We start from the raw sequence: 21,723 nt of genomic DNA, 5'->3' as shown, positions 1-21,723 counted from the left end.
TTTCAGCCCGGGTTGAGGTGAGACAACCCTAGTGGCGGTAACGTTGCTCAACGTGCATGTACTCAGCGTGAGCTCCCTCAAGGGTGGTGTCGGCAAGACGACGGTGACGCTCGGCCTGACCTCGGCCGCGTTCGCCAAGGGACTGCGCACGCTGGTGGTGGATCTGGACCCGCAGTCCGACGTCTCCACGGGCCTCGACATCAACCTCGCCGGCCACCTCAACGTCGCCGACGTCCTCGAGAACCCGAAGGAGAAGATCGTCCGTCAGGCGATCGCCCCCTCGGGCTGGACGAAGGGGTCGCAGGGCAAGATCGACGTCATGGTCGGATCGCCCTCGGCCATCAACTTCGACGGGCCGCACCCGTCGATCCGCGACATCTGGAAGCTCGAAGAGGCCCTGGCCAACGTCGAGCAGGACTACGAACTCGTCCTCATCGACTGCGCGCCGTCACTGAACGCCCTCACGCGTACCGCGTGGGCCGCGTCCGACCGCGTCACCGTCGTCACCGAGCCCGGCCTGTTCTCCGTCGCCGCCGCCGACCGTGCGCTGCGCGCCATCGAGGAGATCCGCCGCGGACTCTCCCCGCGCCTGCAGCCGCTCGGCATCATCGTGAACCGTGCCCGGGTGCAGTCGCTCGAGCACCAGTTCCGCATCAAGGAGCTCCGGGACATGTTCGGCCCGCTCGTACTCTCCCCGCAGCTGCCGGAGCGCACGTCGCTGCAGCAGGCGCAGGGTGCCGCGAAGCCGCTGCACGTCTGGCCCGGCGAGTCCGCGCAGGAGATGGCGAAGAACTTCGACCAGCTGCTCGAGCGCATCATGCGCACCGGCAAGATCGGTCCGTACGCCGAGGGTGGCGCCGCGTAGGTCGGTGCTCTGCGGTTGCGGTCGCGGTCGCGGTCGCGGGACATGCCGCTCACGTCCGCCGAACGGTCACCACCTGTCGGCCGACAGCGTCGCAGCCGACGGTTCGTGACCACTCGACGACACGCACACGACGGTTCGTGACCACGCGCGGACTGCCGGGAGGCCCGCCCCGACTCCGGCAGACACGCCCGGCCCCGGCCCGCCGCGCGGTCACAACACACCGCTCACGTCCGCCGAGCGGTCAACAACTGTCGCCCGGCAGCGTCGCAGCCGACAGTTCGTGACCACTCGGCGAGGCACACACGACGGTTCGCGACCACTCGGCGCGGCACACACGACGGCTCGTGACAACGTGGAGACTCCGGGAGGCCCACCCCGGCTCCGGCAGACACGCCCGGCCTCGGCTCGCCGCGCGGTCACAACACACCGCTTACGTCCGCCGAGCGGTCACCAACTGTCGCCCGGCAGCGTCGCAGCCGACAGTTCGTGACCACTCGGCGAGGCACACACGACGGTGCGCGACCACGCGCAGACCGCCGGGAGGCCCATCCCGGCTCCGGCAGACACGCCCGGCCCCGGCTCGCCGCGCGGTCACAACACACCGCTCTTGTCCCCCGAGCGGTCAACAACTGTCAGTTGGGAGCGCCGCAAGCGACGGTTCGTGACCACTCGGCGACGCGCACACGGCGATTCGCGACCGTTGGACCCGAACCCGAACCCGGGCCCGAACCCGGGCCCGAACCCGGGCCCGAACGCGAACGGTCAGGAAGCGCGGGAAGCGCGACGAGCGGCGAGCTCGTCCGAGGGGTCGGCCGCGGCGGTGGCGTCGAGCTCGACCAGGGAGCTCTCGACCTCGCGCAGGACTTTGCCGACCGCGATGCCGAAGACACCCTGGCCGCGGGACACGAGGTCGATGACCTCGTCGTCGGAGGTGCACAGGTACACCGAGGCGCCGTCGGACATCAGCGTGGTCTGCGCCAGGTCGGAGACGCCGGACTCACGGAGCTGGTTGACCGCGGTGCGGATCTGCTGCAGCGAGATGCCGGTGTCGAGGAGGCGCTTCACGAGCTTGAGCACGAGGATGTCGCGGAACCCGTACAGGCGCTGCGACCCGGAGCCGGCGGCCCCGCGGATCGTCGGCTGCACGAGTTCGGTGCGGGCCCAGTAGTCGAGCTGTCGGTACGAGATGCCGGCTGCCCGTGCGGCGACGGTGCCGCGGTAGCCGTTCTGCTCGTCGTGCTCGGGCAGACCATCGGTGAAGAGCAGCCCGAGGTCGTACCGGGTCACATCAGACTCGGTGCCAGGGGTGTCGTTCCCACTCATGAGCTTGCCTTCCACGACGATCGAGCTCCCACCCGAAGCTTCAACGACGGGTTGAGAGTTGTTCCGAGGTCCACGGTAGCGACTCCGACCGCTCCCGCGCGGGACATCCGACCCGGCGCGTCCGGCGTGTCGAGGATACGCCTCGGCCACTGACACACAAGCCCTGTCGGAGCACCGGACGGCGTCATGCGTCAAGACGACCGATGGCCTGGCGGATGAGGTTCGACCGGATGATCTCGAGGTGCCCGGCGATCTCACGCGCGAGTTCGGTGGCCTTGGCCCGCGAGGTGGCGTCGCCCCGGCGGGAGACCGGCATGAGGGCGGACTCGATGAGACCGACCTCGCGCTCGGCGGTGCTGCGCAGCGTGCGGAGGTGTCGCGGTTCGATACCCGTGCGCTGCAGTTCGACCAGGGCCTTCAGCACGGAGACGCCGTCGTCGCCGTAGGTGTCGGTGGCTGGGAGCAGCGAAGCCGAGACCGCGTCGGCGAGGAGCATCGGGGAGGCTCCGGCTGCCCGGACCGTCTCGTCGCGGGTGTACCGACGCTCACGTCCGAGGATCGACGGCTTCGGCGCGTCGCCTCCGCCGGGCAACACGGGTTCGCGCCCGGCATCGAGGTCGGCGAGGTACTCCTTGATGACCTTGAGCGGCAGGTAGTGGTCGCGCTGCAGTCCGAGGATCACCCGGAGCCGCTCGAGGTCGGCAGCGGAGAACTTGCGGTACCCACTGGCCGTGCGGATCGGGGTGACGAGCTCGCGCTCTTCGAGGAACCGCAGCTTGGAGCTCGACAGGTCCGGGAACTCGGGCTTGAGGCGAGCGAGGACCTGCCCGATGGTGAGCAGGTCCGGTGCCGCGGACCCCGCCCGGGCCGCAGCGGACCGTGCGGCCACTACGCGTTCGCCAGGCGCGCCAGGTCGACCCGAGATGCGTAGAACGTCAGGCGGAACTTGCCGACCTGGACCTCGGCCCCGTCGGTGAGCAGCGCTTCGTCGATGCGGACACCGTCGAAGTACGTGCCGTTCAGGGAACCGTTGTCCTTGACGCTGAAGCTCGTGCCGTGGCGCAGGAACTGCGCGTGCTTGCGCGACACGGTGACGTCGTCGAGGAAGATGTCGGCGTCGGGGTGCCGACCGGCCGTCGTGACGTCGGAGTCGAGGAGGAACCGCGCACCCACGTTGGGGCCACGACGGACCACGAGCAACGCCGAGCCGGAGGGCAGGGCGTTGACGGCTTCACGTTCTTCGGTCGAGACACCGGACTCGGCGGTGAGCGCCGCGCCCATGTCCATGCTGAAGGTCAGCGTGGTGTCGACCAGCCGCTGCTCCGGGGTCTTCTGACCGCCCGGCTGCGGGACCACTGGATCTGGCATCGGTGGACCTCCTCCTCTTGGCCCACCAGCGTATCGGAAACGAAGGCCCGAGCGGCAGCCCCGATCTGGGACTGTGGAGGGACTTCCGCGATCCGCGAACGCACGAGCCGCGTCAGCGACCCGTGGAACCCGAAGTCATCGACTCGTGCGACCCGTCGTCACCGGCCCCGCGCGAGCAACCAGAGCAGGTACGGCGCCCCCACGACGCCCGTCACGACCCCCACCGGCAGCGCGTTGCCGGGGATCACGAACTGGGCGAGCAGGTCGCTGCCGAGCGTGACCGCGGCACCGACGGCTGCGGCCGGCGCGAGTGCGACCCGTCCACCGCCGACCAGGCGTCTGGCGATCGGCGCGGCCATCAGCGCCACGAACGAGACCGGCCCGGCCGTGGCGACGGCTGCGGCGGTCAGGCACACGGCGGTGAGGAGCAGGAGCACCTTCGCCCGGTCCGGCCGGAGTCCGAGCGCGGCGGCGACCTCGTCCCCGAGGCTCAGCACCTGGAGGCGTGCGGACTGCAGCAGTGCGGGCACGCCGAGCACGACGAACGCGATGGCGAGCACCCCGACCAGGTCGCGGTCGACGGCGTTCAGGCTGCCCGAGAGCCAGAGCAGCGCGGTGCCGGCCTGGGTGACGGTGCCGCTCGTGAGCATCCAGCCGGTGATGCTCAGGCAGATCGCCGCGACACCGATGCCGACGAGGACGACCCGGTTGCCGGTGATCCCCCGTCGCCAGGCGAGCCCGGCGATGACGATCGAGACCACCACCGCGCCGACGAGCACGACCGTGAAGAGCGTTCCACCGCTGGCACCGAACAGCACGATGGCGGTGAGTCCGGCGGCACTGGCCCCCGAGGTGATCCCGATGACGTCGGGACTCGCGATCGGGTTCCGCACGACGCTCTGCACGATCGCGCCCGCGATGCCGAGACTGGCGCCGACGAGGACGGCACCGAGCACCCGCGGCCCGCGGAGCTGCCCGATGACGAAGTCCGAGATCCGGTCCCCCTGGCCGAACAGGGAGGCGAGCACCTGGCCCGGGGTGAGCGGGATCGAACCGGCGCCGAGCCCGACCAGGACGAGCACCACGACGACCACGACCACGGCGACGAGCACCGCGACCTCACGACGAAGCCCCGAGCGCGGCCCGACGGAACCGAACAGCCGCCTCACAGTCCCCGCACCACCCTCGACCGCACGAGCGCGATGAACACCGGCGCCCCGATGAGCGCCGTGACGATGCCGACCTGCAGCTCCCCCGGGTACGCCACGACGCGACCGATGACGTCGGCGACGAGCAGCAGTGCGGGGGCGACGATCGCCGACAGCAGGATGGTCCAGCGGTGGTCGGGGCCGCTCAGCCGGCGGACGGCGTGCGGCACGGCGAGCCCGACGAAGGCGATCGGCCCGGCGGCGGCCACCGCGGACCCGGCCAGCAGCACCGCGACCAGACCGCCGACGGCGCGGACGAGCACGACCCGCTGCCCGAGCGACGCCGCGAGTTCGTCCCCGAGCGCGAGGGTGTTGAACGACCGACCGAGGCCGAACGCGATCGCCAGCCCGACGAGCACCGGCGCCGTGATGATCCCCGCCGTGCCGAGGTCCTTGCCGGCGAGGGCACCGACCTGCCAGAACCGCAGCTGGTCGAGCAGGCTCTGGTCGGTCACGAGCACCGCGGTGGTGACCGACGACAGCGCTGCGGCGACCACGGCTCCGGCGAGGGCGAGTCCGACGGGTGAGAGGCCGCGACGGGCGACGGTCGCGATCCCGTACACGAGCAGTGCGGCGAGGGCTGCCCCGACGAACGCGAACGGCAGGTAGGCCGCCGTGCCGCTCACGCCGAAGAGCGCGATCCCGGCCACCACGGCCAGGGTCGCTCCGGAGTTGATGCCGAGGACGCTCGGGTCGGCGAGCGGGTTGCGCGTCACGCCCTGCATGACCGCCCCGGCCACCCCGAGCGCGGCCCCGGCGAGCAGTCCGACGACGGTGCGGGGCACGCGGTTGCCGAGCACGATGAGCCCGACCTCGTCGCTCCGACCGGGGTGCATCACCGTGTCGAGGACGGTGCCGAGCGGGATCGGCCGCGAGCCGTACGCGATCGAGAGCGCACACGCCACGGCGAGGACGACGACCGCCAGCACGGTCGCACCGACGAGTCGGGGGACGGAGCTGGGAGCCGGGGGCGTGGACGTTGACGGAGGCATGGAAGTAAGGCCACCCTAACGCCGGAGCCCCACTCGGCGTCCCCCGAGCAAGCCCGGAGCATGCGCAGGGTTCGTTCATAGGCTCGTCATGGGGAAGCGCTCTGTACTGGTCTCCATCGACGCCCGACCGGGCCGTCGAGGGACGACCGGAGAGCACCGATGAACGAGACCCCGAACCCCGCAGCCGCCGACCACGACGAGAACGGCACCCCCGCCGCGCAGCAGCAGGCTCCCGGGATGCACTGGGAGGCGCCGCACGCCGACCCGGCCTCCCTGCGCCCGGCGTACGCGTTCGACGGCTCCGGTCCCTACCTCTACGGCCCCGACGGCTCCGGCCCCTACGCCTACACGCCGGACGGCCGCGGCCCCTACCTGATCGGCAGCCCGGCCCTCGCCGGCGCGAACCACGCCTGGGCGTACTCGGCGGCGACCGCGAACCACCCCGGTACGACGAAGCGACCGCGTCGGCTCGGGCTGGTGATCGGCTCCGGCATCGCCGCGCTCGCCATCGTCGGTGCGGCCGGTGGAACCGCCCTCGGCCTGTCCTCGCAGGGGACGACCACGACGTCGAGCCAGTCGCAGGGCACCTCCACGCTGCCCGGCACCGGATCCGGCACCGACGGCACCGGCGGCACGGGCAGCAGCGACGGCACGAACGGCTTCACGGTGCCCGGCGACGGCACCGGGAGCGGCAGCGACACCGGCACCGGCACGACCCAGTCCCCCGCCACGGCGGCGACGGCCGCCGACAAGAAGGGCGTCGTGACCATCAACACCGTCCTGAACTACGACGAGTCGTCGCAGGCGGCCGGCACCGGCATGGTCCTGACCTCCGACGGCACGATCCTGACGAACAACCACGTGATCCAGGGTGCGACGAGCATCACCGTCACCGACGAGACCACCGGCAAGGAGTACAAGGCCGACGTGGTCGGGGCGGACGCCACCAACGACGTCGCCGTGCTGAAGCTCGAGAACGCCTCCGGGCTGTCCACGGTCACGCTCGACGACGACGGCGAGCCGAGCACCGGCGACACCGTCAAGGACGTCGGGAACGCCGAGGGCACCGGCAACCTCGTCGCCGCCGAGGGCACCGTCACCGCGACCGACCAGGACATCCAGGTGCAGAGCGAGTCCGGCACCGGCACCGAGTCCCTGACCGGGCTGATCGAGATCTCGGCGGACATCGTCTCCGGTGACTCCGGCGGACCGGTGCTGGACAGCGAGGGCGAGGTCGTCGGCATGGCCACGGCAGCGTCCTCGGGCACGGCCGACGTCACCGGCTACGCCATCCCGATCACCACCGCGAAGACGATCGCCGAGAAGATCCTCGCCGGGGAGTCGTCGAGCACGATCACCATCGGGCTGCCCGCGTTCCTCGGGGTCCAGGTCAGCAACACCACCGGCACCACGGGCGGCGTCACCGTCGCCGGCACGGTCGAGGGCTCCGGCGCCGCGAGCGCCGGCCTGACCGCCGGGGACACGATCACGAGCGTCGACGGCACCGCCGTGACGAGCTCGGACCAGCTGACCAAGGTCGTCCAGTCGCACTCGGTGGGCGACAAGGTGAGTGTCCGCTACACCGACAGCACCGGCGCCGCGAAGACGGTCACGATCACCCTGGCCGCCGGCCCCGCCGCGTAGCGGGAGAACCCAGGCGCGCTCAGCCCAGCAGCGCCCGCACCACCGACCGGTAGACGTTGGCCGGGGAGTCCGTCCGGAAGGCGGTCTCCCCGGCCTTCGTCGTGCCCACCCGCGCGAAACCGTGTCCCTCGGCCCGCACGATCGTGATCGGCTTCGGCTTGCCCGGTCGACGCAGGTACGAGACGGTCCACGGCGCAGCCCAGAACCGCACGAGGCGCGGGTCCGCCTCGACGAGGGCCTCCGGCAGGTCCGGTGCGTCCGGACCGCCGGCCAGCTTGCGGCCGAGCAGGTGCCCTGGGAGCGACCCCGTGCGGAACGGGAAGGTCCACGTCGGACCGATGCCGAGCCTCCCGGCCATCAGCGCGACGGCCCGGTCCGGCGTGACGGACGCGACCACGGCGCCCGCCGCGTCGGTCCCGTCGACGACGGTCTGCGACCAGGCCTGGAGGCGCGACTCGCCACCGTCGGGCAGGTGCTGTTCCAGCGTGACCGGCTGGGCATCGCCCTGCCAGGGTTCGAGCAGGGTCTGGGTCGACTCCGGCAGCGTGCCGAGCCGGCCGACGAGGCCCGCCTCGATGAGTTCGCGGCCCGCCGCGGTGCGGAGGAGCGTGGGGTTCCACCGGCGTCCGGCGAGGCTCTGCAGGGTGCCGATCGCGTCCGTGCTGAGCCGGGGACCCTCGAGCGGTGTCGTCGGGGCGGGGGCCGGCAGGGGTTCGAGGTCGCGCTCGGGGCGGACCGGGACCGTCTCGGTGGCGCGGACGCTCTCGAGGACGGCGAGCACGAGGTCGTCGGTCTCGAGCAGCCGGGCGAGCGGGCGTTCGATCGTCAGGTCGACGCGGTGCCGGCCGGTGACGAAGAGCAGGTGGGTGCCGGCGACGTCGCCGTGTTCGTCGGGCCGGACGTACTCGACCAGCCGGGCCGGGGCGCCGGCGGTCGTCCACGGGTCGCAGCCGACGAGCAGCAGGCCCTCGACCGAGCCGGGCAGCCGCGCGAGCAGGCCGGTGTTCTCGTCGCCGATCGCGCGGTCGCTGGGTCGGGATCGGACGGTGAGGACGACGTCGTCGCCGGTGACGCGCAGGTCCGCCTGGGCTGTGTCCTCGCGGCGCCAGGAGTCCGGGCGGCGGAGGGTGAGGCGGGCGGTGCGGTCCTCGGTGCCGAGCGGGACGGGGACTGCCATGGGATGAGCGTATGTCGGGAGCGGGGCGCGGGGGCGTGCGGCTCGCCGGGGTGGCTCGGGCGGGCTCGCACCGTGCGAGGTGCTGGGCGAGTGGTGCGGGGTTCCGTCCTCCGTGCGACCCACGAGTGGTCGCACGGAGGACGGAACCTCGCACCAGACGCGCCGAGCGCGTCAGCGCCGCGCAGGCCGCGCGGGCGGGGGCGGCGGGACGGGCTTCGCGGCGACGACGTCGGCGAGCCGGACCTCGACCGGGCCGCGGCGGGTCGCGATCGTCACGGCGGCGGGCGTCCGGGCGACCAGGTCGCCGAGGGCGTCCTGCGCACCCTCCCCGTGGTGCGCCCGGACCACCAGGCGGTCCCCGATCACGGCGTCGTGCAGCACCCCGAGCGCACGGGCCCGGGCGATCGCCGCCTGTTCGTCCGCATGCACCGCCCCAGGGTACGGGCCGCCTAGAGTGTCGGCATGGAGAAGGCCCGGGTCGACAGCTGGATCTGGGCCGTCCGGATCACCAAGACCCGGTCGGCCGCAACTGCCGCGTGCAAGGCCGGGCACGTCCGGGTGAACGGGGAGCGCGCGAAGCCGGCGCAGCCGATCGGCCCCGGTGACGAGGTACGGGTGCGCCAGAACGGCTTCGACCGCATCGTCGTGGTGACCGGCATCATCCTGAAGCGGACGAGCGCCCCCGAGGCCGCGAAGCACTTCGAGGACAAGACCCCGCCGCGGCTGTCGAAGGAAGAGGCCGGGTTCGTCCCGATGCGCGACCGCGGGGCCGGACGGCCGAGCAAGCGGGAGCGCCGCGACCTCGAGAAGCTCCGCGGCTACTGAGTCAGCGGGTCAGACGAAGCGCACGGTCTGCTGCAGGCGGTCGCGGATCTCGAACACGTCGACGGAACCGGCCGGCGACCAGACGCCGCCCAGCACCTGGGCGAGCGCACTGCGACGGACGACGAGCGCGGTGGGCTTCTTCGGGGAGCCCACGAGCTGCACGTCCTCGGTGACGGCGGCGTCCGGCACGACGAGCAGCCGCCCGGAGAACCGAACCCGGGTCTGCTTCTGCACGGCGCGGGCGGCGCGGACGAGTTCCTTGACGGGTCGCTCCCCCGGTGCGAGCGTCTCGCCGACGATCTCGCCGTGCTCGACGCGGACCGGAGCGCCCCAGTCGATGGACTCGACGGCCCAGAGTCCGCTCGGGGTCAGGACGGCGTGGTCGAGCTTGCCCTCGGCCCCGGCGTCGAGGTCGTGCCACACCGTGACGCCGATCCCCATGTCGGAGACGATCAGGGCGGTCGCCTCTTCGGCCAGGGCCTCGGCGAGCAGCCGTCGGATGTGCCGGGGTGCGGAGCGGATGAGCGTGGGGTCGTAGGGGTCCTCGACGGGGTCGCCGAGGCCGACCCACTCGCGCTCGGCCTGCAGGAAGACCTCGCGCGACCGACCACCGGGGTGTCCGTGGGACCGCGCCCGTGGGCGGGTGTCGCGACGCGCTGCCGGGGGTGCGTAGGCGTCACGACCGGTGTCGCCCCGGCCGGTCGAGCCGGCAGCACCGAACGAAGCCGACGCCCGGGACCCGATGTCGTACGCACGCCGGGCTTCCGGCGTGCCGATGCGCTCCCATGCGAGCTGGACCTGGCGGAAGCGCTGGGCGTCGCCGCCGAGGTCGGGGTGCGTCTCGCGGGCCGCCCGCCGGTAGGCGCGGCGGAGCGCGTCGTCGTCAGCCGTCGCGGGGACGCCGAGGACTTCGTAGGGGGTGGCGTCGGCCGGGCTGTCCGTCATGGCCCTGCGACATTACCGGAGGCAGTGTCGGAGTCCGCCGCATCGTTGCTGGGTACGGTCTGGGCCCACGCCGCCGGTTCCGCACCGACGCGCCAGCGGCGGGGCGGCCGTGCCGGTGGGGAGAGGGCCGGTGCAGTCTCGGACCGCCGGCACACGGTCCGCAGGTGGTCGCGTCAGACCACCGCGGTCACGACCGGCGCTCCGAGGAACGCCGCGTACCGCGCGGCCGCAGCATCGAGTGCACGGACGGACGACGCGTCGAGGGTGCCGAAGGGTGCGACGGTGACGAGGTGCTCGGCCCGGCGCTCGGTGCGCTTCCAGGTGCCGACGACGCGACCCCGGACGACGGCCATCGGCAGGAACACGCCGTTGGCCCCGGGGACGACCCGGTCGGCGTGGGCGGGGTCGAGCTGCGCGGACCGGTCGGCGTACCCGAGCAGGTACTCGTCGAAGCCGGGGAGCAGGTGCCCGGTGGGGACGCGCCCGGCTGCCGGCCGGTCGGCGAGGGCGAGGCGCCCGTCGCCGAGCTCCTCGACCGCGTCCCCCGCCGCGGCCCGGGCCCGGCGGAGGTCACCGAGCGGCAGCTTCGTCCAGCTCGCGGCGTCGGCCTCGGTCGCGGGGCCACGGCCACGCAGGTACCCGAGCAGGACCCGGCGGAGGGCTTCGTCGCGGTCCGGCGGGTCAGCGGTGGCCGGTGCCCACTCGTCGAGCAGCACGAGCCCCTGCCCGACGCGGGCGGTGGGACCCCAGGCGACGAGGCGTTCCTGCGCGAGCTGCAGGACCAGGTGGTAGCCGCGACCTCCGGCCGGGTCGATGCCGGCAGCGCGGTACGCCGCGAACAGGTTGTCCCGGACCAGCGCACGGCCGCCCTCGAGGGCCGCGATCGTCGCCTCACGGGCCCGACCGAGCAGGGCGTCGTCGATGCCGAGCTCGGCGCCGCGTCGGGCGATCGTGCGGAGGGTCCGCTCGGCGGTGAGCGAGAGCAGCAGGCGCAGGTCGTCGGGGCGCAGGGCGTGCAGGGTGCCGCGCATCGGCCACGAGCGGACGAGTTCCCCGCGGTCGAAGGCACCGCGGACGTCGTCCCGCGTCGATCCGGGAGCGCGGACCCCGATGGCCCAGAGCACCTGGCCGAGGTCCTGCCCCTGCACCGCCAGCATCCGCTCGACGACCTCGGTGGGGCGCAGCCCGGGCGCCGCGATGCCCTGCGCCGCGAACCGCGCCGTCCGGAGCCGCGCGGGGCTGGTGGTCACGCGACGGCGGCGGTGACGGCGTCGGCGTGCTGCTCCAGGTAGGCGACGTCGGCGCGGTACAGGTCGGCGTGGCCGTGCTGCAGGTCGCTGACGAACTTCGGGTTGCCGGCGGCGGCCTCGTGCTCGATCGTCGTGACGAGCGCGACGAGGGACGCGATCATCGTCTCGGCCAGGACGCTCCGGGAGCGGTCGTCGAGGGCGTAGGCGCGGCAGAACTCGGCGGCCCGTGCGAGCCGCTCGTCGAGGTCGGGGGCGGTCGATCCCTCGACGGCGCCGGTGGTGAACGGCGCGAACCGGTAGACGGCACTCGCGACGTCCCAGACTCGGGGCCCGGGGTGCGCGGTGTCGAAGTCGATCAGGCCGACGGCGGCGATGCCGTCGTAGACGCAGTTGTACGGGGCGAAGTCGCCGTGCACGATCGTCTCGACCGGAGCACGGTCGGCCTGCGACCAGAGGTCGTCGGTGGCGCTGCGCGGGAAGCTGGCGGCGGCGTCGTGGAACTGGCGGAGCAGGCGGGCGCTGGTGACGAGGGCTGCCTCACTGGCGATGTCCTCGGTCCAGGGGTACTCCCCCGCGACGCCCGGGACGAACGAGACCGTCTCGAGGGTGTCACCGAGGGCGATGGGTTCGGGGGCTGCGACGAACCCCTGCTCGTGCAGGTGGGCGAGCAGCCGGTGCACCGTGGGGGTCCACGGCCCGGCGGGGCGGTGGACTCGGTCGTCGGCCCTGGTGATGCGCTCCAAGGGGAACCTCCTGCGTGTTGCGTCTCCGTTGACGTGAGGGCCAGCGTACCGGCAGCGACCGACGGCCGCTCCGCGACCATCCGGAACACGGCGGTCCGAGTGGCGGCTACAGCTGGTCGCGCAACCAGGACGGCCCGTGGACGACCGCGCCGAGGGCCTCGACGCGGTCGCGGAGCTCGCGGTCGGCCGTCACGACGACGACCGGCCCGTCGCCGGCCTGCACCGCGGCCCGCGCGGACTCGACGATCGCGTCGTCGCCGGAGGCCGGAGCACGGACGACGTCGACAGCGCCCGTGGCGGCGACGTCCGCAGCGGCCCGGGCCTCCCCCTCGAGCACCACGGTCCACCGCGGCCACCACCGGGCGAACGGCAGGTCCAGCAACGATGCGGACACCCCGCCCGCGGCGAGCGCCGACACCTGGGCGAGCAGGCGTGACGCGGCGCCGGCTCGGTCCTTCCACCAGCCGTCGGGCACGCTGCCGACGACGTTCGCCGCGTCGACGACGACGTGCGGTGTGGTCGCGACGGTGGCGCGGAGCGCCGGCCACGACCTGCCGAAGCCGGGGTGCAGGGGCAGGTCGTCGACCTGGTCGATCGGGATCCACGACAGGGCGAGGCTCTCGCGGTCGGCGATGACGGGTTCGAAGGGTCGGGAGGCGCGCCCCACGACGGTCGTGTAGGTCCAGAACCCCAGGTCGAGCAGTGCCGTGTGGCGCAGGGCGATCGCGTCGTCGGGCACACCGGCTTCCTCGGCGGATTCGCGGAGGGCGGCGGTCACGGCTGCTTCGCCCTGGTGCCGTGCGCCGCCGGGGATGCCCCAGGTGCCGCCGTGGTGGCTCCACTCGACGCGGTGCTGCAGGAGCACGCGGCCGGCGCCGTCGTCGACGAGCAGGCCGGCGGCGCCGAAGCGTCCCCACGCCTTGGTGCCGTCGGGGCCGACCGCCCAGGCGTCGCCGGGGTCGCGGGGGCCGGGTGGGGGCCCGGGGGGCGTTGCATCTGGCACGGTCCAACCCTGGCACACGGTGCCCGGAGCAGGCCTCGAAGTGGTCACCGGGCGTCGTGTACGGTGTCGCTCGAGACACGGGGTGCCGCATCCAGCGGCTGAGATCACACCCGTCGAACCTGCTCGAGCTCGTACTCGCGAAGGGATCGTCCATGGAAACCGTTGCGCCCTCCCCTGCCTGGGCCCACCGAACCGCCGAACTGCTCGAGGCCGTGCGTGCCCGGGCCCCGCTGGTGCAGTGCATCACGAACACCGTCGTGCAGAACGTCACGGCGAACGTGCTGCTCGCGCTCGGGGCCTCGCCCGCGATGGTCGACGTGGCGACCGAGGCGGGGCCGTTCGCCCGCGTCGCGGATGCCCTGCTGGTGAACACCGGCACCCCGCACGCCGAACCGCGGGTCGCCGCGCTCGAGGCCGTGCACGCGGCCCGTGACGCGGGCACCCCGTGGGTCCTGGACCCGGTGGCCGTCGGTTCGCTGCCGGTGCGGACCGCCCTGGCGCGTGACCTGCTCGCGCTGCGCCCGACGGTGCTGCGGGGCAACGCGTCCGAGGTGCTCGCCCTGCTCGGCGACTCGGCCGGTGGCCGCGGGGTCGACAGCACCATGGGCACGGAGGACGCCCGGGTCGCGTCCGTCGCTGCTGCGGACGGGAGGCTCGTGGCTGCGGTGGCCGTGTCGGGTGCGGTCGATCTGCTGGTCGCGCCCGGCATCGGTGTGGTCCGGGTCGCGAACGGGACCGACCTGCTGACGCGGATCACCGGTGGCGGGTGCGCGCTGGGCGCGGTCGTCGCCGCCTTCACGTCGGTCGCGCCGGAGGACGCGGGGGCCGCTGCCGTCGCCGCCACCGCGGTGCACACGATCGCCGCCGAGCTCGCGGCACGGGAGGCCGGCGGACCGGGGACCTTCCAGCCGCTGTTCCTCGACCGGCTGGCGTCGCTGACCCCGGAGGACGTCGTCCGCGAGGCCCGGATCACCCTCGAGGCCGCTCCTGCGCTCGACGCCCGGGCGGTGTCGGCGTGAGCGGGCTGCAGTCTGCGGGGTTCGGCGTCTACCTGGTGACCGACGGTGCCCTGGCCGACCGGCACGGCATCGGGGTGCTCGGGGTCGTCCGCGCCGCCGTGCACGCCGGGGTCCGGATCGTGCAGGTGCGGGACAAGGACGCCTCGGCGCGTGACCTGCTCGCCCTGACCGCCGCGGTCGCCGACGCCGTCGGGGACCGCGCGAGGGTGGTGGTCGACGACCGGCTCGACGTCGTCCTCGCCGCACGGCACGCGGGACACCGGGTCGCGGGCGTGCACCTCGGCCAGTCCGACGTCCCCGTCACGGCCGCCCGTGCCCTGCTCGGAGCGGACGCCCACGTGGGCCTCACGGCGAACACGTTCGCGCACCTGGCTGCCGTCGAACGACTCCCCCGCGGCACCGTGGACCTGCTCGGCGTCGGGGTCGTGCACCCCACGGCGACGAAGGCCGACCACCCGCCGGCCCTCGGCCACGACGGGTTCGCCCGGTTGGCCGCCGCCACCGACCTGCCGTGCGTGGCGATCGGTGGGGTGACCCTCGACGACGTCGTGCCGCTCCGGGCAGCCGGTGCCGCGGGCGTCGCGATCGTGTCGGGCATCTGCGCCGCGGCCGACCCCGGGTCCGCCGCGGCGGCGTACGTGGCCGCGTGGGGCCCTGGACCCGGCCACGCGGCGGAGGCGGGGCGGCCCGCAGAAGGTGCACCGGTCCTCCCGGCCTCCACGCACCACGGGGCGGACGCATGAGCGTCCCACGGGTGCTGAGCATCGCCGGGACCGACCCGACGGGCGGGGCCGGGATGCAGGCGGACCTCAAGGCGATCGCCGCGCACGACGGGTACGGGATGGGGGTCGTGACGGCGCTCGTCGCGCAGAACACGCACGGGGTGCGGTCGGTGCACGTGCCGGACGTCGGGTTCCTGCGGGAGCAGCTCGTCGCGGTGTCGGACGACGTCGTGGTCGACGCGGTGAAGATCGGGATGCTCGGCACCGCCGACGTCGTGCGGGTCGTGACGGACTGGCTGCGGGAGCACCGGCCGGCGGTGGTCGTCGTCGACCCGGTGATGGTGGCGACGAGCGGGGACCGGCTGCTCGACGAGGACGCGGCGTCGGCCATGGGGGCGCTGTTCGCGCTCGCCGACCTGGTGACGCCGAACCGGGCCGAGCTCGTGGTGCTGGCGGAGCTGGCGGAGTCTGGTGCGGCTGGTTCCGGTTCGTCTGCATCGACGTCGGCTTCGTCGCTGGATGCCGCGCGTGCGGTGGCGGCGCGGTGGGACGTCCTGGTGCTGGCGAAGGGCGGCCACGACGAGGGTCCGACCTCCGACGACGTGCTCGTGGCACCGGACGGCACCGTGCGGGTGTTCACCGGCCCCAGGGTCGCGACGACGAACACGCACGGCACCGGGTGCTCGCTGTCCAGTGCGATCGCGACGCTCGCCGCACGGCACGGCGACTGGGAGCTCGCGGTCGGGGCGGCGAAGGAGTGGCTGTCGGCGGCGCTCCGCGGGGCCGATGCGCTGTCGGTCGGGAGCGGCAACGGCCCGGTCGACCACGGGGCGCAGGCGCGGGCAGCCCTGCCGGCGCTGTCGTACACGGACGTGTGGTGGGCGGATGCGGCATCGATGCTGCAGGAGACGATCGACTGCGCGTTCCTGGTGGCGCTCCGGGACGGGACGCTCGAGCCGGAGGTGTTCGCGGGCTACCTGGCGCAGGACGTCCACTACCTGCGGGCGTACGAGCGGCACCTGGCGGCGCTCGGGGTCGGTGCACCAGGTGCCGGTTCGGATGCGGGTGCTGCCGCTGCTGCTGCGTTCTGGGCGGCTGCTGCGCAGGGGTGTGCCGACGAGGCCCGCGACCTGCACCACCGTCGGCTGGCCGGCTCACACGCCGACGATCCCGTGCACCCCACGTGCGCCGGGTACCTCGCACACCTGCAGCAGGCTGCCGACTCCGGCTCCGCGGCGGTGCTCGCCGCCGCGGTGCTGCCCTGCTTCCGGGTCTACGCCTGGGTCGGGTCGCAGCTCGGGGTCGCTCCGGACGGGCACGCCTTCGCCGACTGGATCACGGCGTACGGGGACCCGGGGTTCGCGGCGTCGAGTGCCGAGGCGACCCGGCTCGTCGAGGAGCTGGCCCGTGCCGCGACTCCCGACGAGCGAGGGCGGATGGCGCGGGCGTTCCGGCGTTCGACGGAGTGGGAGCTCGCGTTCTTCCGGATGCCGACGGAGGCACGCGACCGGGGCGAGCGGGCAACCGGGGCTAGCGGGCGACCGGCGGCAGCCGCACCAGTTCGACGGACAGCTCGGCGCCGGTGACCGTGCCGCGCATCCACGTGTGGTCGGGCTGGCGACGGCGGTCGGTCGGCGAACCGGGGTTCAGCAGGCGCATCCCCGACGGTGCCACGGTGTCCCACGGGATGTGCGAGTGACCGAAGACGAGCACGTCGGTGTCCGGGTACTCGGCGTCCATCCGCCGTTCCCGACCGGTCGACGCCCCGGTCTCGTGCACCAGGGCGAAGCGCAGGTCCTCGACGCCGAACCGGGCGACGAGCGGCAGCCGGTCGTCGAACTCCGGACCGTCGTTGTTGCCCCGCACGCCCTCGAAGCGGCGGGACCGCGCCTGCACGGCGTCGAGGGTCGCCAGGTCGACCCAGTCCCCCGCGTGCACCACGAGGTCGGCCGCGTCGACGTCGGCCCACAGCCCGGGCGGCAGGTCCCTCGCGCGCTTCGGCAGGTGCGTGTCGGACAGCAGGACGAACGACGTCGTCACGACTCGGTGGGTGCCGGCATCGGGAGCCCGGCCTCGTCCGAAGCGCCGAGGCGCTCCAGCAGCCCGGCGAGCAACGCGATGTCGTCGTCCGACCAGTCCGCGAGCCGTTCGTCGAGCGCGTCCCGGTGCAGCTGCACCGACCGCTCGAGCGCCGCACGGCCGGCGTCGGTCGCCTCGAGCGGCTTCGCGTTGCCGCTACCGCCGTCGGTCGTGCGCACCAGCCCGGTCGCGAGGAGCCCGGACAGTTGCCGCGAGATCGTCGAACGGTTCAGCCGCAGGTAGCGGGCGATGTCGATGGCCATGCAGCCCGGGTGCTGGACGACGAAGTCGACGAGGGACTGGTCGACGACGCTCAACACCTGGTCCGAGCCGCGGGCTCGGATGCTCGCCCGACGGGTGATGCGGGCGAGTTCGGTGTACGCCCGGCTGATGTCGCTGTTCCGGACCCTCGAACTCGGGTGGTCCATGGTGGCTCCAGCCTGTCTGTGCCGGCGCCTGCCGGCGGTCTCCTGGTCCGGTCACACTACCGGCGGGTCCGTGTGGAGTGGGGTCAGCGACCGGCCGCGGCAGCCTGCAGTGCGGGGATGTCCAACTTGACCATCTGCATCATGGCCTCGAACACGCGGGCGTTGGCCTCCGGGTCGCCCGATCCGCTCATCAGCTCCCCCAGCATCGACGGGGTCACCTGCCACGCCAGACCCCAGCGGTCGGTCAACCACCCGCACGCCGTCGGGCTCCCGCCGTCGGCGAGCAGGGCGTCCCACAGCCGGTCGAGCTCGTCCTGCGTGTCCACGTCGATCTGGAACGAGACCGCGTCGGTGTGCGGGTGCCCGGGGCCGCCGTTCATCGCGCGGTACGGGGCGCCGAGCAACGTGAACTCGACGACGAGGGCACGGCCGTCGGGCATCCGGCTGACGCTGTCGACGCGGCTGTCGGGGAACAGTCCGACGTAGTACTCGGCGGCCTGTTCGGCCTGGTCGTCGTACCAGAGGAACGGGGTGATGGTGGGCACGGGAGCCCCTTTGTTCGGTGCTCAGTCCGCGGCGCTGCGACTGAGCAGGTCGGCTTTCTCGGGGTGTTCGTCGAACCACTTGCCGACGAACCAGCACATCGGCAGGATGCGCTTCGTGGTCGACGACTCGACGTCGGCGACGGCGTACTCGACGAGTTGCGCCGCGTAGCCGTGGCCGCGGTGCTTCGGGATGGTATAGGTGTGCGGGAAGGCGACAGCGTCACCGTTCACCCGGTAGTCGAGCACGCTCACGAGCTCGCCGTCGACGTACATCGCGTAGCGGTCCTGGTCGGTCTCGTCGCGGAACTCGTGGTCCATGCCCGCCATCATGCTCCCGGCGGGGCGATCGTGCCGCCCGGGGAATGCACGACGGCGGGCAGCGTTGCAGGGACACCATGACAACCATCGGAATCATCGGCGCCGGCAACATCGGATCCCAGCTCGCACGACTCGCGGTACGGAACGGCCACCAGGTCGTCATCGCGAACTCCCGCGGCCCGGAGACCCTGACCGACCTGGTCACGGAACTCGGCGACGGCGCACGCGCAGCGACCCGTGACGAGGCAGCCGCAGCGGGTGAGATCGTCGTCGTGACGGTGCCGCTCGCCGCGATCGAGACGATCCCCGTCGAGCCCCTCGTCGGCAAGGTCGTCATCGACACGAACAACTACTACTGGGAGCGCGACGGCCACATCGCCGCCCTCGACGACCAGTCCACGACCACCGCCGAGCTGCTGCAGGACCACCTGCCCGGCGCCCGTGTCGTGAAGGCGTTCAACCACATCGGCGCCGACGACCTGACCGGCCACGCGACGCCGGCCGGCACCCCGGACCGTCGTGCCCTCGTCATCGCCGGCGACGACGACTCCGCCAAGCAGACCGTCGCCGAGTTCATCGACGCGTTCGGCTTCGACGTTGTCGACGCCGGGCCGCTCGCCGAGGGCTGGCGCATCCAGCGGGACACCCCCGGCTACGGCCCGCGGATGACCGCCGCCGAGCTGCGCGACGCCCTGGCCGCCGCGAAGCGCTAGTCCTCGGCTCCGCGCAGCCCGCCGCCGTTTCGCCGCCGTTTCGCGCTGAGCGACACCTCACGGGCGCCGCAGCCCGTGACCTGTCGCTCAGCGCGAAACGAACCGGCGCGAAACACGCCGGCGCGAAAAGCCCGCTCAGGCCCGGTCGAAGATCGTCGTCATGTTGGCGATGTCGTCCTCGGTCGGCGTCCACGTGGTGCCGGCCTCGACGTTCTGGGTGATCTGCTCCGGCTTCGTCGCCCCCGCGATGACGCTCGACAGCCCCGGCTGCGCCAGGAGCCACGCGAACGTCGCCTGCAGCATCGTCACGCCCCGGTCGTCGCAGAACCGCTGGTAGTCGTCGAGCACGTCCCACGGGGCGTCCTCGAGCACCTGCGGCTTCGAGGTCGTCAGCCGCCCGTCGGCCGGGCCGCCCGCCTTCGTGTACTTGCCGGTGAGCAGCCCGTTGTACAGCGGGAAGAACGGCAGGAACCCGAGCGCGTACGCCCGCACCGCCGGCAAGACCTCGGCCTCGGCATCCCGGGCGAGCGGGCTGTACTCGTTCTGCGCGGACACGAACGCGGTGGTGCCCGCGATCGACGCCGTGAGCTCGGCCTCGGCGATCTGCCACCCCGCGAAGTTCGAGTGGCCGACGTAGCGGATCTTGCCCTCGCGGACCAGGTCGTCGAGGACCGACAGGGTCTCCTCGATCGGCGTCACGTCGTCCGGCCGGTGCATCTGGTAGAGGTCGATCCAGTCCGTGCCGAGGCGGCGCAACGACGACTCGACCGCGAGCCGCACGTACCGGCGGGACCCGCGGACGCCCCAGTCCGGCCCGTTCGCGCCCTGCATGTCCATGCCGAACTTCGTGGCGAGGACGATCTCGTCACGGCGGCCGCGGATCGAGCGTCCGAGCATCTCCTCGGACTTGCCCGGCACGCCGCCGTAGATGTCGGCGGTGTCGAAGAGCGTCACCCCGGCGTCCAGGGCCGCAGCGACGACGGCGTCGGTGCCCTCCTGCGTCTCGGACGCGGTTCCCCGCCGCCCGAAGTTGTTGCAGCCGAGGCCGACGGTGGAGACGACGAGCCCCGAGGGGCCCAGGGGACGGTGTTCGATTCCGGTCATCACCCGAACGTACCGGCGACCCCGAACTGGGGCTGCGATCCACACAGCGGTTGCCGCTACAACTGAGCATGGATCAGTCGACGGAAGGAGCGCCGCAGTGGCAGCGCATCGCATGCCCGAATCGGACCGGCCCCGTCGGCCCGTCCCGGCCTGGGTGACCGCGCCGCCCGTCGACGAGGTCGCGCCCGAGCGGGTCGCCGCGGCCGGTCACGTGAACGCCTCCGGCCGGGAGGCCCGCCCCACCCCCGCCTCGTCACGCGCCGCCCACGCGGCGCCGGTCCCACCGACCACGGTCGCCCCCGCCGGGACCGTGCCCGCCGCGCACGCACCGACCGCCGAGCCCGCGTCGATCGCCGCCCTGGTCGAGGCCGACGCCCCCGTGCCGGACTTCCCGCCGCAGCAAGAGCTGCTGCCCCCGGCCCCGACGTCGCCGAACGTGCACACCGTGCCGTTCGAGACCCCCGCGGTGCCGCCGTCGTCGGTCGTCCCCGCGTCCGGGCTCGTGGTGCCGGTCTCACCGGTCGCCGCCGCACCCACCTCGGCGGACGCCGCACCGCTCGTCCCACCGCTCACCACCCCGTCGCCGGAGGCCGCCCCGGCACCGCCGACCGCCGCACCCGCGGTGCCCGTCGCCGGACAGCCCCGGTTCTCGGTGCCCGGCCTCGAACACGTGGTCGTCGAGGGCACCGAACCCGAGCCCGTCGGCCCGATCGGCTACCGGACGCCCCGACGCTTCGCGCACCAGCAGGCCGCCGCGCGGTCGGCCGCACCCGCACCAGCACCCGCACGGTCGTTCGACGCCGTCCTGCACGCGGCACCGGCCGCCGCCGCTCCCGGCAGCCCCGCCGTCGCGACCCCGAACGTCGACGCGACCACGGCCGTGGTCGCACCCACCCCGGTGCCGCAGGGTGCTGGCGGGGGCGGGGCGGGCCTCCCGACCGAACTGCTCGACCAGCCCGTGGCCGCGGCCGCCGTGCCGGAGCCACGCCGTGCACTCGGCGCGACCGCCGGTGCGGTGCTCGGTGCCGTCGCCGGGATCGCGACGATCGGTCTGGCGGCCTGGTGGTTCACCGCTCCCGCGACCGTGCACGGTGTCGGTGTGGCGCTCGGACTGCTCGCGCTGGTGCTCTCGATCGTGACGCTGCGCGACCGGACGGCCACGTGGCAGCGGCCGGTCGCGCTGCTCGGCGCCGTGCTCGGTGGTGTCGGCACGGTCGTGCTGCTGTGGGCCGTCGCGGCGGCGCTGCTGCCGCTCGCGGGGGTGACGCTGCCGGACGTCACCGGCACCGGCACGACCCCGACGCTCGCTCCATAGCGCCGCGCGGCCCGCGAGCGCTCAGACGCCGGCGTCTCGGAGGGACGCCGCGTCGACGTCGAGACGCCCCCGAAAGTCGAGGCGTCTCGGCGGCTCGGCGGCGGCGGGACAACACGACGGCGTCTCGGCGCCGATGC

The 21,723-nt window shown here is 73.5% G+C and carries 24 protein-coding genes and 1 riboswitch; of the genes, 8 read left to right on the top strand and 16 right to left on the bottom strand.

What is annotated here, in order from left to right; all coding sequences use genetic code 11:
• Positions 1-52: 52 nt before the first annotated feature.
• Positions 53-865, top strand: a complete 813-nt coding sequence (locus ORG17_RS06825) for a ParA family protein (RefSeq protein ID WP_027465232.1) — start codon at positions 53-55, stop codon at positions 863-865.
• 762 nt (positions 866-1,627) lie between these two features.
• On the opposite strand, the gene ORG17_RS06820 is transcribed toward ORG17_RS06825, so the two are convergent.
• From ORG17_RS06820 to ORG17_RS06800, 5 genes are all read right to left on the bottom strand, one after another.
• Positions 1,628-2,188, bottom strand: coding sequence for a MerR family transcriptional regulator (locus tag ORG17_RS06820; protein ID WP_027465231.1), 561 nt, complete (start codon positions 2,186-2,188; stop codon positions 1,628-1,630).
• A gap of 184 nt (positions 2,189-2,372) precedes the next feature.
• Positions 2,373-3,077, bottom strand: a complete 705-nt coding sequence (ftsR, locus tag ORG17_RS06815) for a transcriptional regulator FtsR (RefSeq protein ID WP_027465230.1) — start codon at positions 3,075-3,077, stop codon at positions 2,373-2,375.
• Positions 3,077-3,556 carry an FHA domain-containing protein gene (locus tag ORG17_RS06810; protein WP_051596676.1) on the bottom strand — a complete coding sequence of 160 codons (480 nt, stop codon included), beginning with the start codon at positions 3,554-3,556 and terminating at the stop codon, positions 3,077-3,079. The genes ftsR and ORG17_RS06810 overlap by 1 nt, the downstream gene beginning before the upstream one ends.
• A 158-nt stretch (positions 3,557-3,714) precedes the next feature.
• Positions 3,715-4,725, bottom strand: coding sequence for a FecCD family ABC transporter permease (locus ORG17_RS06805; RefSeq protein WP_214526367.1), 1,011 nt, complete (start codon positions 4,723-4,725; stop codon positions 3,715-3,717).
• Positions 4,722-5,756 (bottom strand): FecCD family ABC transporter permease, encoded by a 1,035-nt coding sequence (locus ORG17_RS06800; RefSeq protein ID WP_214526368.1) that lies wholly within the window; start codon positions 5,754-5,756, stop codon positions 4,722-4,724. Before ORG17_RS06800 ends, ORG17_RS06805 begins: the two co-directional genes overlap by 4 nt.
• A gap of 159 nt (positions 5,757-5,915) precedes the next feature.
• Between ORG17_RS06800 and ORG17_RS06795 the strand changes: the two genes are divergently transcribed.
• A complete protein-coding gene (locus tag ORG17_RS06795; protein ID WP_250892163.1) occupies positions 5,916-7,400 on the top strand; it encodes a trypsin-like peptidase domain-containing protein in 1,485 nt (494 codons plus the stop codon).
• 19 nt (positions 7,401-7,419) lie between these two features.
• Here the strand turns inward: ORG17_RS06795 and ORG17_RS06790 are convergent, their stop codons facing one another.
• Positions 7,420-8,577: a hypothetical protein gene (locus ORG17_RS06790; protein ID WP_214526369.1), complete on the bottom strand. Its 1,158-nt coding sequence runs from the start codon at positions 8,575-8,577 to the stop codon at positions 7,420-7,422.
• 171 nt (positions 8,578-8,748) lie between these two features.
• Positions 8,749-9,006, bottom strand: a complete 258-nt coding sequence (locus tag ORG17_RS06785; protein ID WP_301565247.1) for a hypothetical protein — start codon at positions 9,004-9,006, stop codon at positions 8,749-8,751.
• 33 nt (positions 9,007-9,039) lie between these two features.
• Between ORG17_RS06785 and ORG17_RS06780 the strand changes: the two genes are divergently transcribed.
• Positions 9,040-9,402 (top strand): RNA-binding S4 domain-containing protein, encoded by a 363-nt coding sequence (locus ORG17_RS06780; protein ID WP_027465224.1) that lies wholly within the window; start codon positions 9,040-9,042, stop codon positions 9,400-9,402.
• A 9-nt stretch (positions 9,403-9,411) separates the two neighbouring features.
• Here ORG17_RS06780 and ORG17_RS06775 read toward each other — a convergent pair whose 3' ends face one another.
• From ORG17_RS06775 to ORG17_RS06760, 4 genes are all read right to left on the bottom strand, one after another.
• Positions 9,412-10,347 (bottom strand): J domain-containing protein, encoded by a 936-nt coding sequence (locus ORG17_RS06775; protein ID WP_214526370.1) that lies wholly within the window; start codon positions 10,345-10,347, stop codon positions 9,412-9,414.
• Positions 10,348-10,520: 173 nt separating this feature from the next.
• Positions 10,521-11,597: a winged helix DNA-binding domain-containing protein gene (locus ORG17_RS06770; protein ID WP_214526371.1), complete on the bottom strand. Its 1,077-nt coding sequence runs from the start codon at positions 11,595-11,597 to the stop codon at positions 10,521-10,523.
• On the bottom strand, positions 11,594-12,340 hold the full coding sequence (locus ORG17_RS06765) for a phosphotransferase enzyme family protein (RefSeq protein WP_027465222.1): 747 nt from the start codon (positions 12,338-12,340) through the stop codon (positions 11,594-11,596). The genes ORG17_RS06770 and ORG17_RS06765 overlap by 4 nt, the downstream gene beginning before the upstream one ends.
• Positions 12,341-12,446: 106 nt before the next feature.
• A complete protein-coding gene (locus tag ORG17_RS06760; protein ID WP_214526372.1) occupies positions 12,447-13,343 on the bottom strand; it encodes an NUDIX domain-containing protein in 897 nt (298 codons plus the stop codon).
• A 68-nt stretch (positions 13,344-13,411) separates the two neighbouring features.
• Positions 13,412-13,507, top strand: a riboswitch (TPP riboswitch).
• Here ORG17_RS06760 and thiM point away from each other — a divergent pair.
• From thiM to thiD, 3 genes are all read left to right on the top strand, one after another.
• Entirely contained in the window at positions 13,496-14,362 is an 867-nt protein-coding gene (thiM, locus tag ORG17_RS06755) for a hydroxyethylthiazole kinase (RefSeq protein WP_214526373.1), read from the top strand. It overlaps the preceding riboswitch by 12 nt.
• A complete protein-coding gene (locus ORG17_RS06750) occupies positions 14,359-15,105 on the top strand; it encodes a thiamine phosphate synthase (protein ID WP_301565248.1) in 747 nt (248 codons plus the stop codon). Before thiM ends, ORG17_RS06750 begins: the two co-directional genes overlap by 4 nt.
• On the top strand, positions 15,102-16,670 hold the full coding sequence (gene thiD / locus ORG17_RS06745) for a bifunctional hydroxymethylpyrimidine kinase/phosphomethylpyrimidine kinase (RefSeq protein ID WP_214526374.1): 1,569 nt from the start codon (positions 15,102-15,104) through the stop codon (positions 16,668-16,670). The genes ORG17_RS06750 and thiD overlap by 4 nt, the downstream gene beginning before the upstream one ends.
• Here the strand turns inward: thiD and ORG17_RS06740 are convergent.
• The 4 genes from ORG17_RS06740 to ORG17_RS06725 all read right to left on the bottom strand — a co-directional run bounded on the left by ORG17_RS06740 (position 16,615) and on the right by ORG17_RS06725 (position 18,454).
• Positions 16,615-17,124 (bottom strand): metallophosphoesterase family protein, encoded by a 510-nt coding sequence (locus tag ORG17_RS06740; RefSeq protein ID WP_214526375.1) that lies wholly within the window; start codon positions 17,122-17,124, stop codon positions 16,615-16,617. The genes thiD and ORG17_RS06740 overlap by 56 nt on opposite strands.
• Positions 17,121-17,591, bottom strand: a complete 471-nt coding sequence (locus tag ORG17_RS06735) for a MarR family winged helix-turn-helix transcriptional regulator (RefSeq protein WP_051596672.1) — start codon at positions 17,589-17,591, stop codon at positions 17,121-17,123. Before ORG17_RS06735 ends, ORG17_RS06740 begins: the two co-directional genes overlap by 4 nt.
• 83 nt (positions 17,592-17,674) lie before the next feature.
• A complete protein-coding gene (locus tag ORG17_RS06730; RefSeq protein ID WP_111233964.1) occupies positions 17,675-18,136 on the bottom strand; it encodes a VOC family protein in 462 nt (153 codons plus the stop codon).
• A 21-nt stretch (positions 18,137-18,157) separates the two neighbouring features.
• Positions 18,158-18,454, bottom strand: a complete 297-nt coding sequence (locus tag ORG17_RS06725; RefSeq protein ID WP_214526376.1) for a GNAT family N-acetyltransferase — start codon at positions 18,452-18,454, stop codon at positions 18,158-18,160.
• Positions 18,455-18,531: 77 nt separating this feature from the next.
• Here ORG17_RS06725 and ORG17_RS06720 point away from each other — a divergent pair, with 77 nt between their 5' ends.
• A complete protein-coding gene (locus ORG17_RS06720) occupies positions 18,532-19,167 on the top strand; it encodes an NADPH-dependent F420 reductase (protein ID WP_214526377.1) in 636 nt (211 codons plus the stop codon).
• A 135-nt stretch (positions 19,168-19,302) separates the two neighbouring features.
• Here the strand turns inward: ORG17_RS06720 and ORG17_RS06715 are convergent, their stop codons facing one another.
• Positions 19,303-20,271, bottom strand: a complete 969-nt coding sequence (locus ORG17_RS06715) for an aldo/keto reductase (protein ID WP_214526378.1) — start codon at positions 20,269-20,271, stop codon at positions 19,303-19,305.
• A gap of 97 nt (positions 20,272-20,368) precedes the next feature.
• Between ORG17_RS06715 and ORG17_RS06710 the strand changes: the two genes are divergently transcribed.
• The gene (locus tag ORG17_RS06710; RefSeq protein WP_214526379.1) at positions 20,369-21,586 is read left to right on the top strand and encodes a hypothetical protein; all 1,218 of its coding nucleotides are present in this window, start codon (positions 20,369-20,371) and stop codon (positions 21,584-21,586) included.
• Positions 21,587-21,723: the final 137 nt, after the last annotated feature.

The organism is Curtobacterium flaccumfaciens pv. betae (genome assembly GCF_026241855.1).
Classification (GTDB): Bacteria; Actinomycetota; Actinomycetes; order Actinomycetales; family Microbacteriaceae; genus Curtobacterium; species Curtobacterium flaccumfaciens.
The sequence above is the reverse complement of the archived record's forward strand: the minus strand, read 5'-3'. Positions and strand labels throughout refer to the sequence as shown.

What these genes read in the sequence shown, in the direction of transcription:
- ORG17_RS06720 (WP_214526377.1), top strand. Translation starts at nt 18,532, where the DNA reads ATGACAACCATCGGAATCATCGGCGCCGGCAACATCGGATCCCAGCTC.
- ORG17_RS06715 (WP_214526378.1), bottom strand. Translation starts at nt 20,271, where the DNA reads ATGACCGGAATCGAACACCGTCCCCTGGGCCCCTCGGGGCTCGTCGTC.
- thiD (WP_214526374.1), top strand. Translation starts at nt 15,102, where the DNA reads ATGAGCGTCCCACGGGTGCTGAGCATCGCCGGGACCGACCCGACGGGC.
- ORG17_RS06775 (WP_214526370.1), bottom strand. Translation starts at nt 10,347, where the DNA reads ATGACGGACAGCCCGGCCGACGCCACCCCCTACGAAGTCCTCGGCGTC.
- ORG17_RS06780 (WP_027465224.1), top strand. Translation starts at nt 9,040, where the DNA reads ATGGAGAAGGCCCGGGTCGACAGCTGGATCTGGGCCGTCCGGATCACC.
- ORG17_RS06795 (WP_250892163.1), top strand. Translation starts at nt 5,916, where the DNA reads ATGAACGAGACCCCGAACCCCGCAGCCGCCGACCACGACGAGAACGGC.
- ORG17_RS06820 (WP_027465231.1), bottom strand. Translation starts at nt 2,188, where the DNA reads ATGAGTGGGAACGACACCCCTGGCACCGAGTCTGATGTGACCCGGTAC.
- ORG17_RS06725 (WP_214526376.1), bottom strand. Translation starts at nt 18,454, where the DNA reads ATGGACCACGAGTTCCGCGACGAGACCGACCAGGACCGCTACGCGATG.
- ORG17_RS06735 (WP_051596672.1), bottom strand. Translation starts at nt 17,591, where the DNA reads ATGGACCACCCGAGTTCGAGGGTCCGGAACAGCGACATCAGCCGGGCG.
- ORG17_RS06800 (WP_214526368.1), bottom strand. Translation starts at nt 5,756, where the DNA reads ATGCCTCCGTCAACGTCCACGCCCCCGGCTCCCAGCTCCGTCCCCCGA.
- ORG17_RS06810 (WP_051596676.1), bottom strand. Translation starts at nt 3,556, where the DNA reads ATGCCAGATCCAGTGGTCCCGCAGCCGGGCGGTCAGAAGACCCCGGAG.
- thiM (WP_214526373.1), top strand. Translation starts at nt 13,496, where the DNA reads ATGGAAACCGTTGCGCCCTCCCCTGCCTGGGCCCACCGAACCGCCGAA.
- ORG17_RS06790 (WP_214526369.1), bottom strand. Translation starts at nt 8,577, where the DNA reads ATGGCAGTCCCCGTCCCGCTCGGCACCGAGGACCGCACCGCCCGCCTC.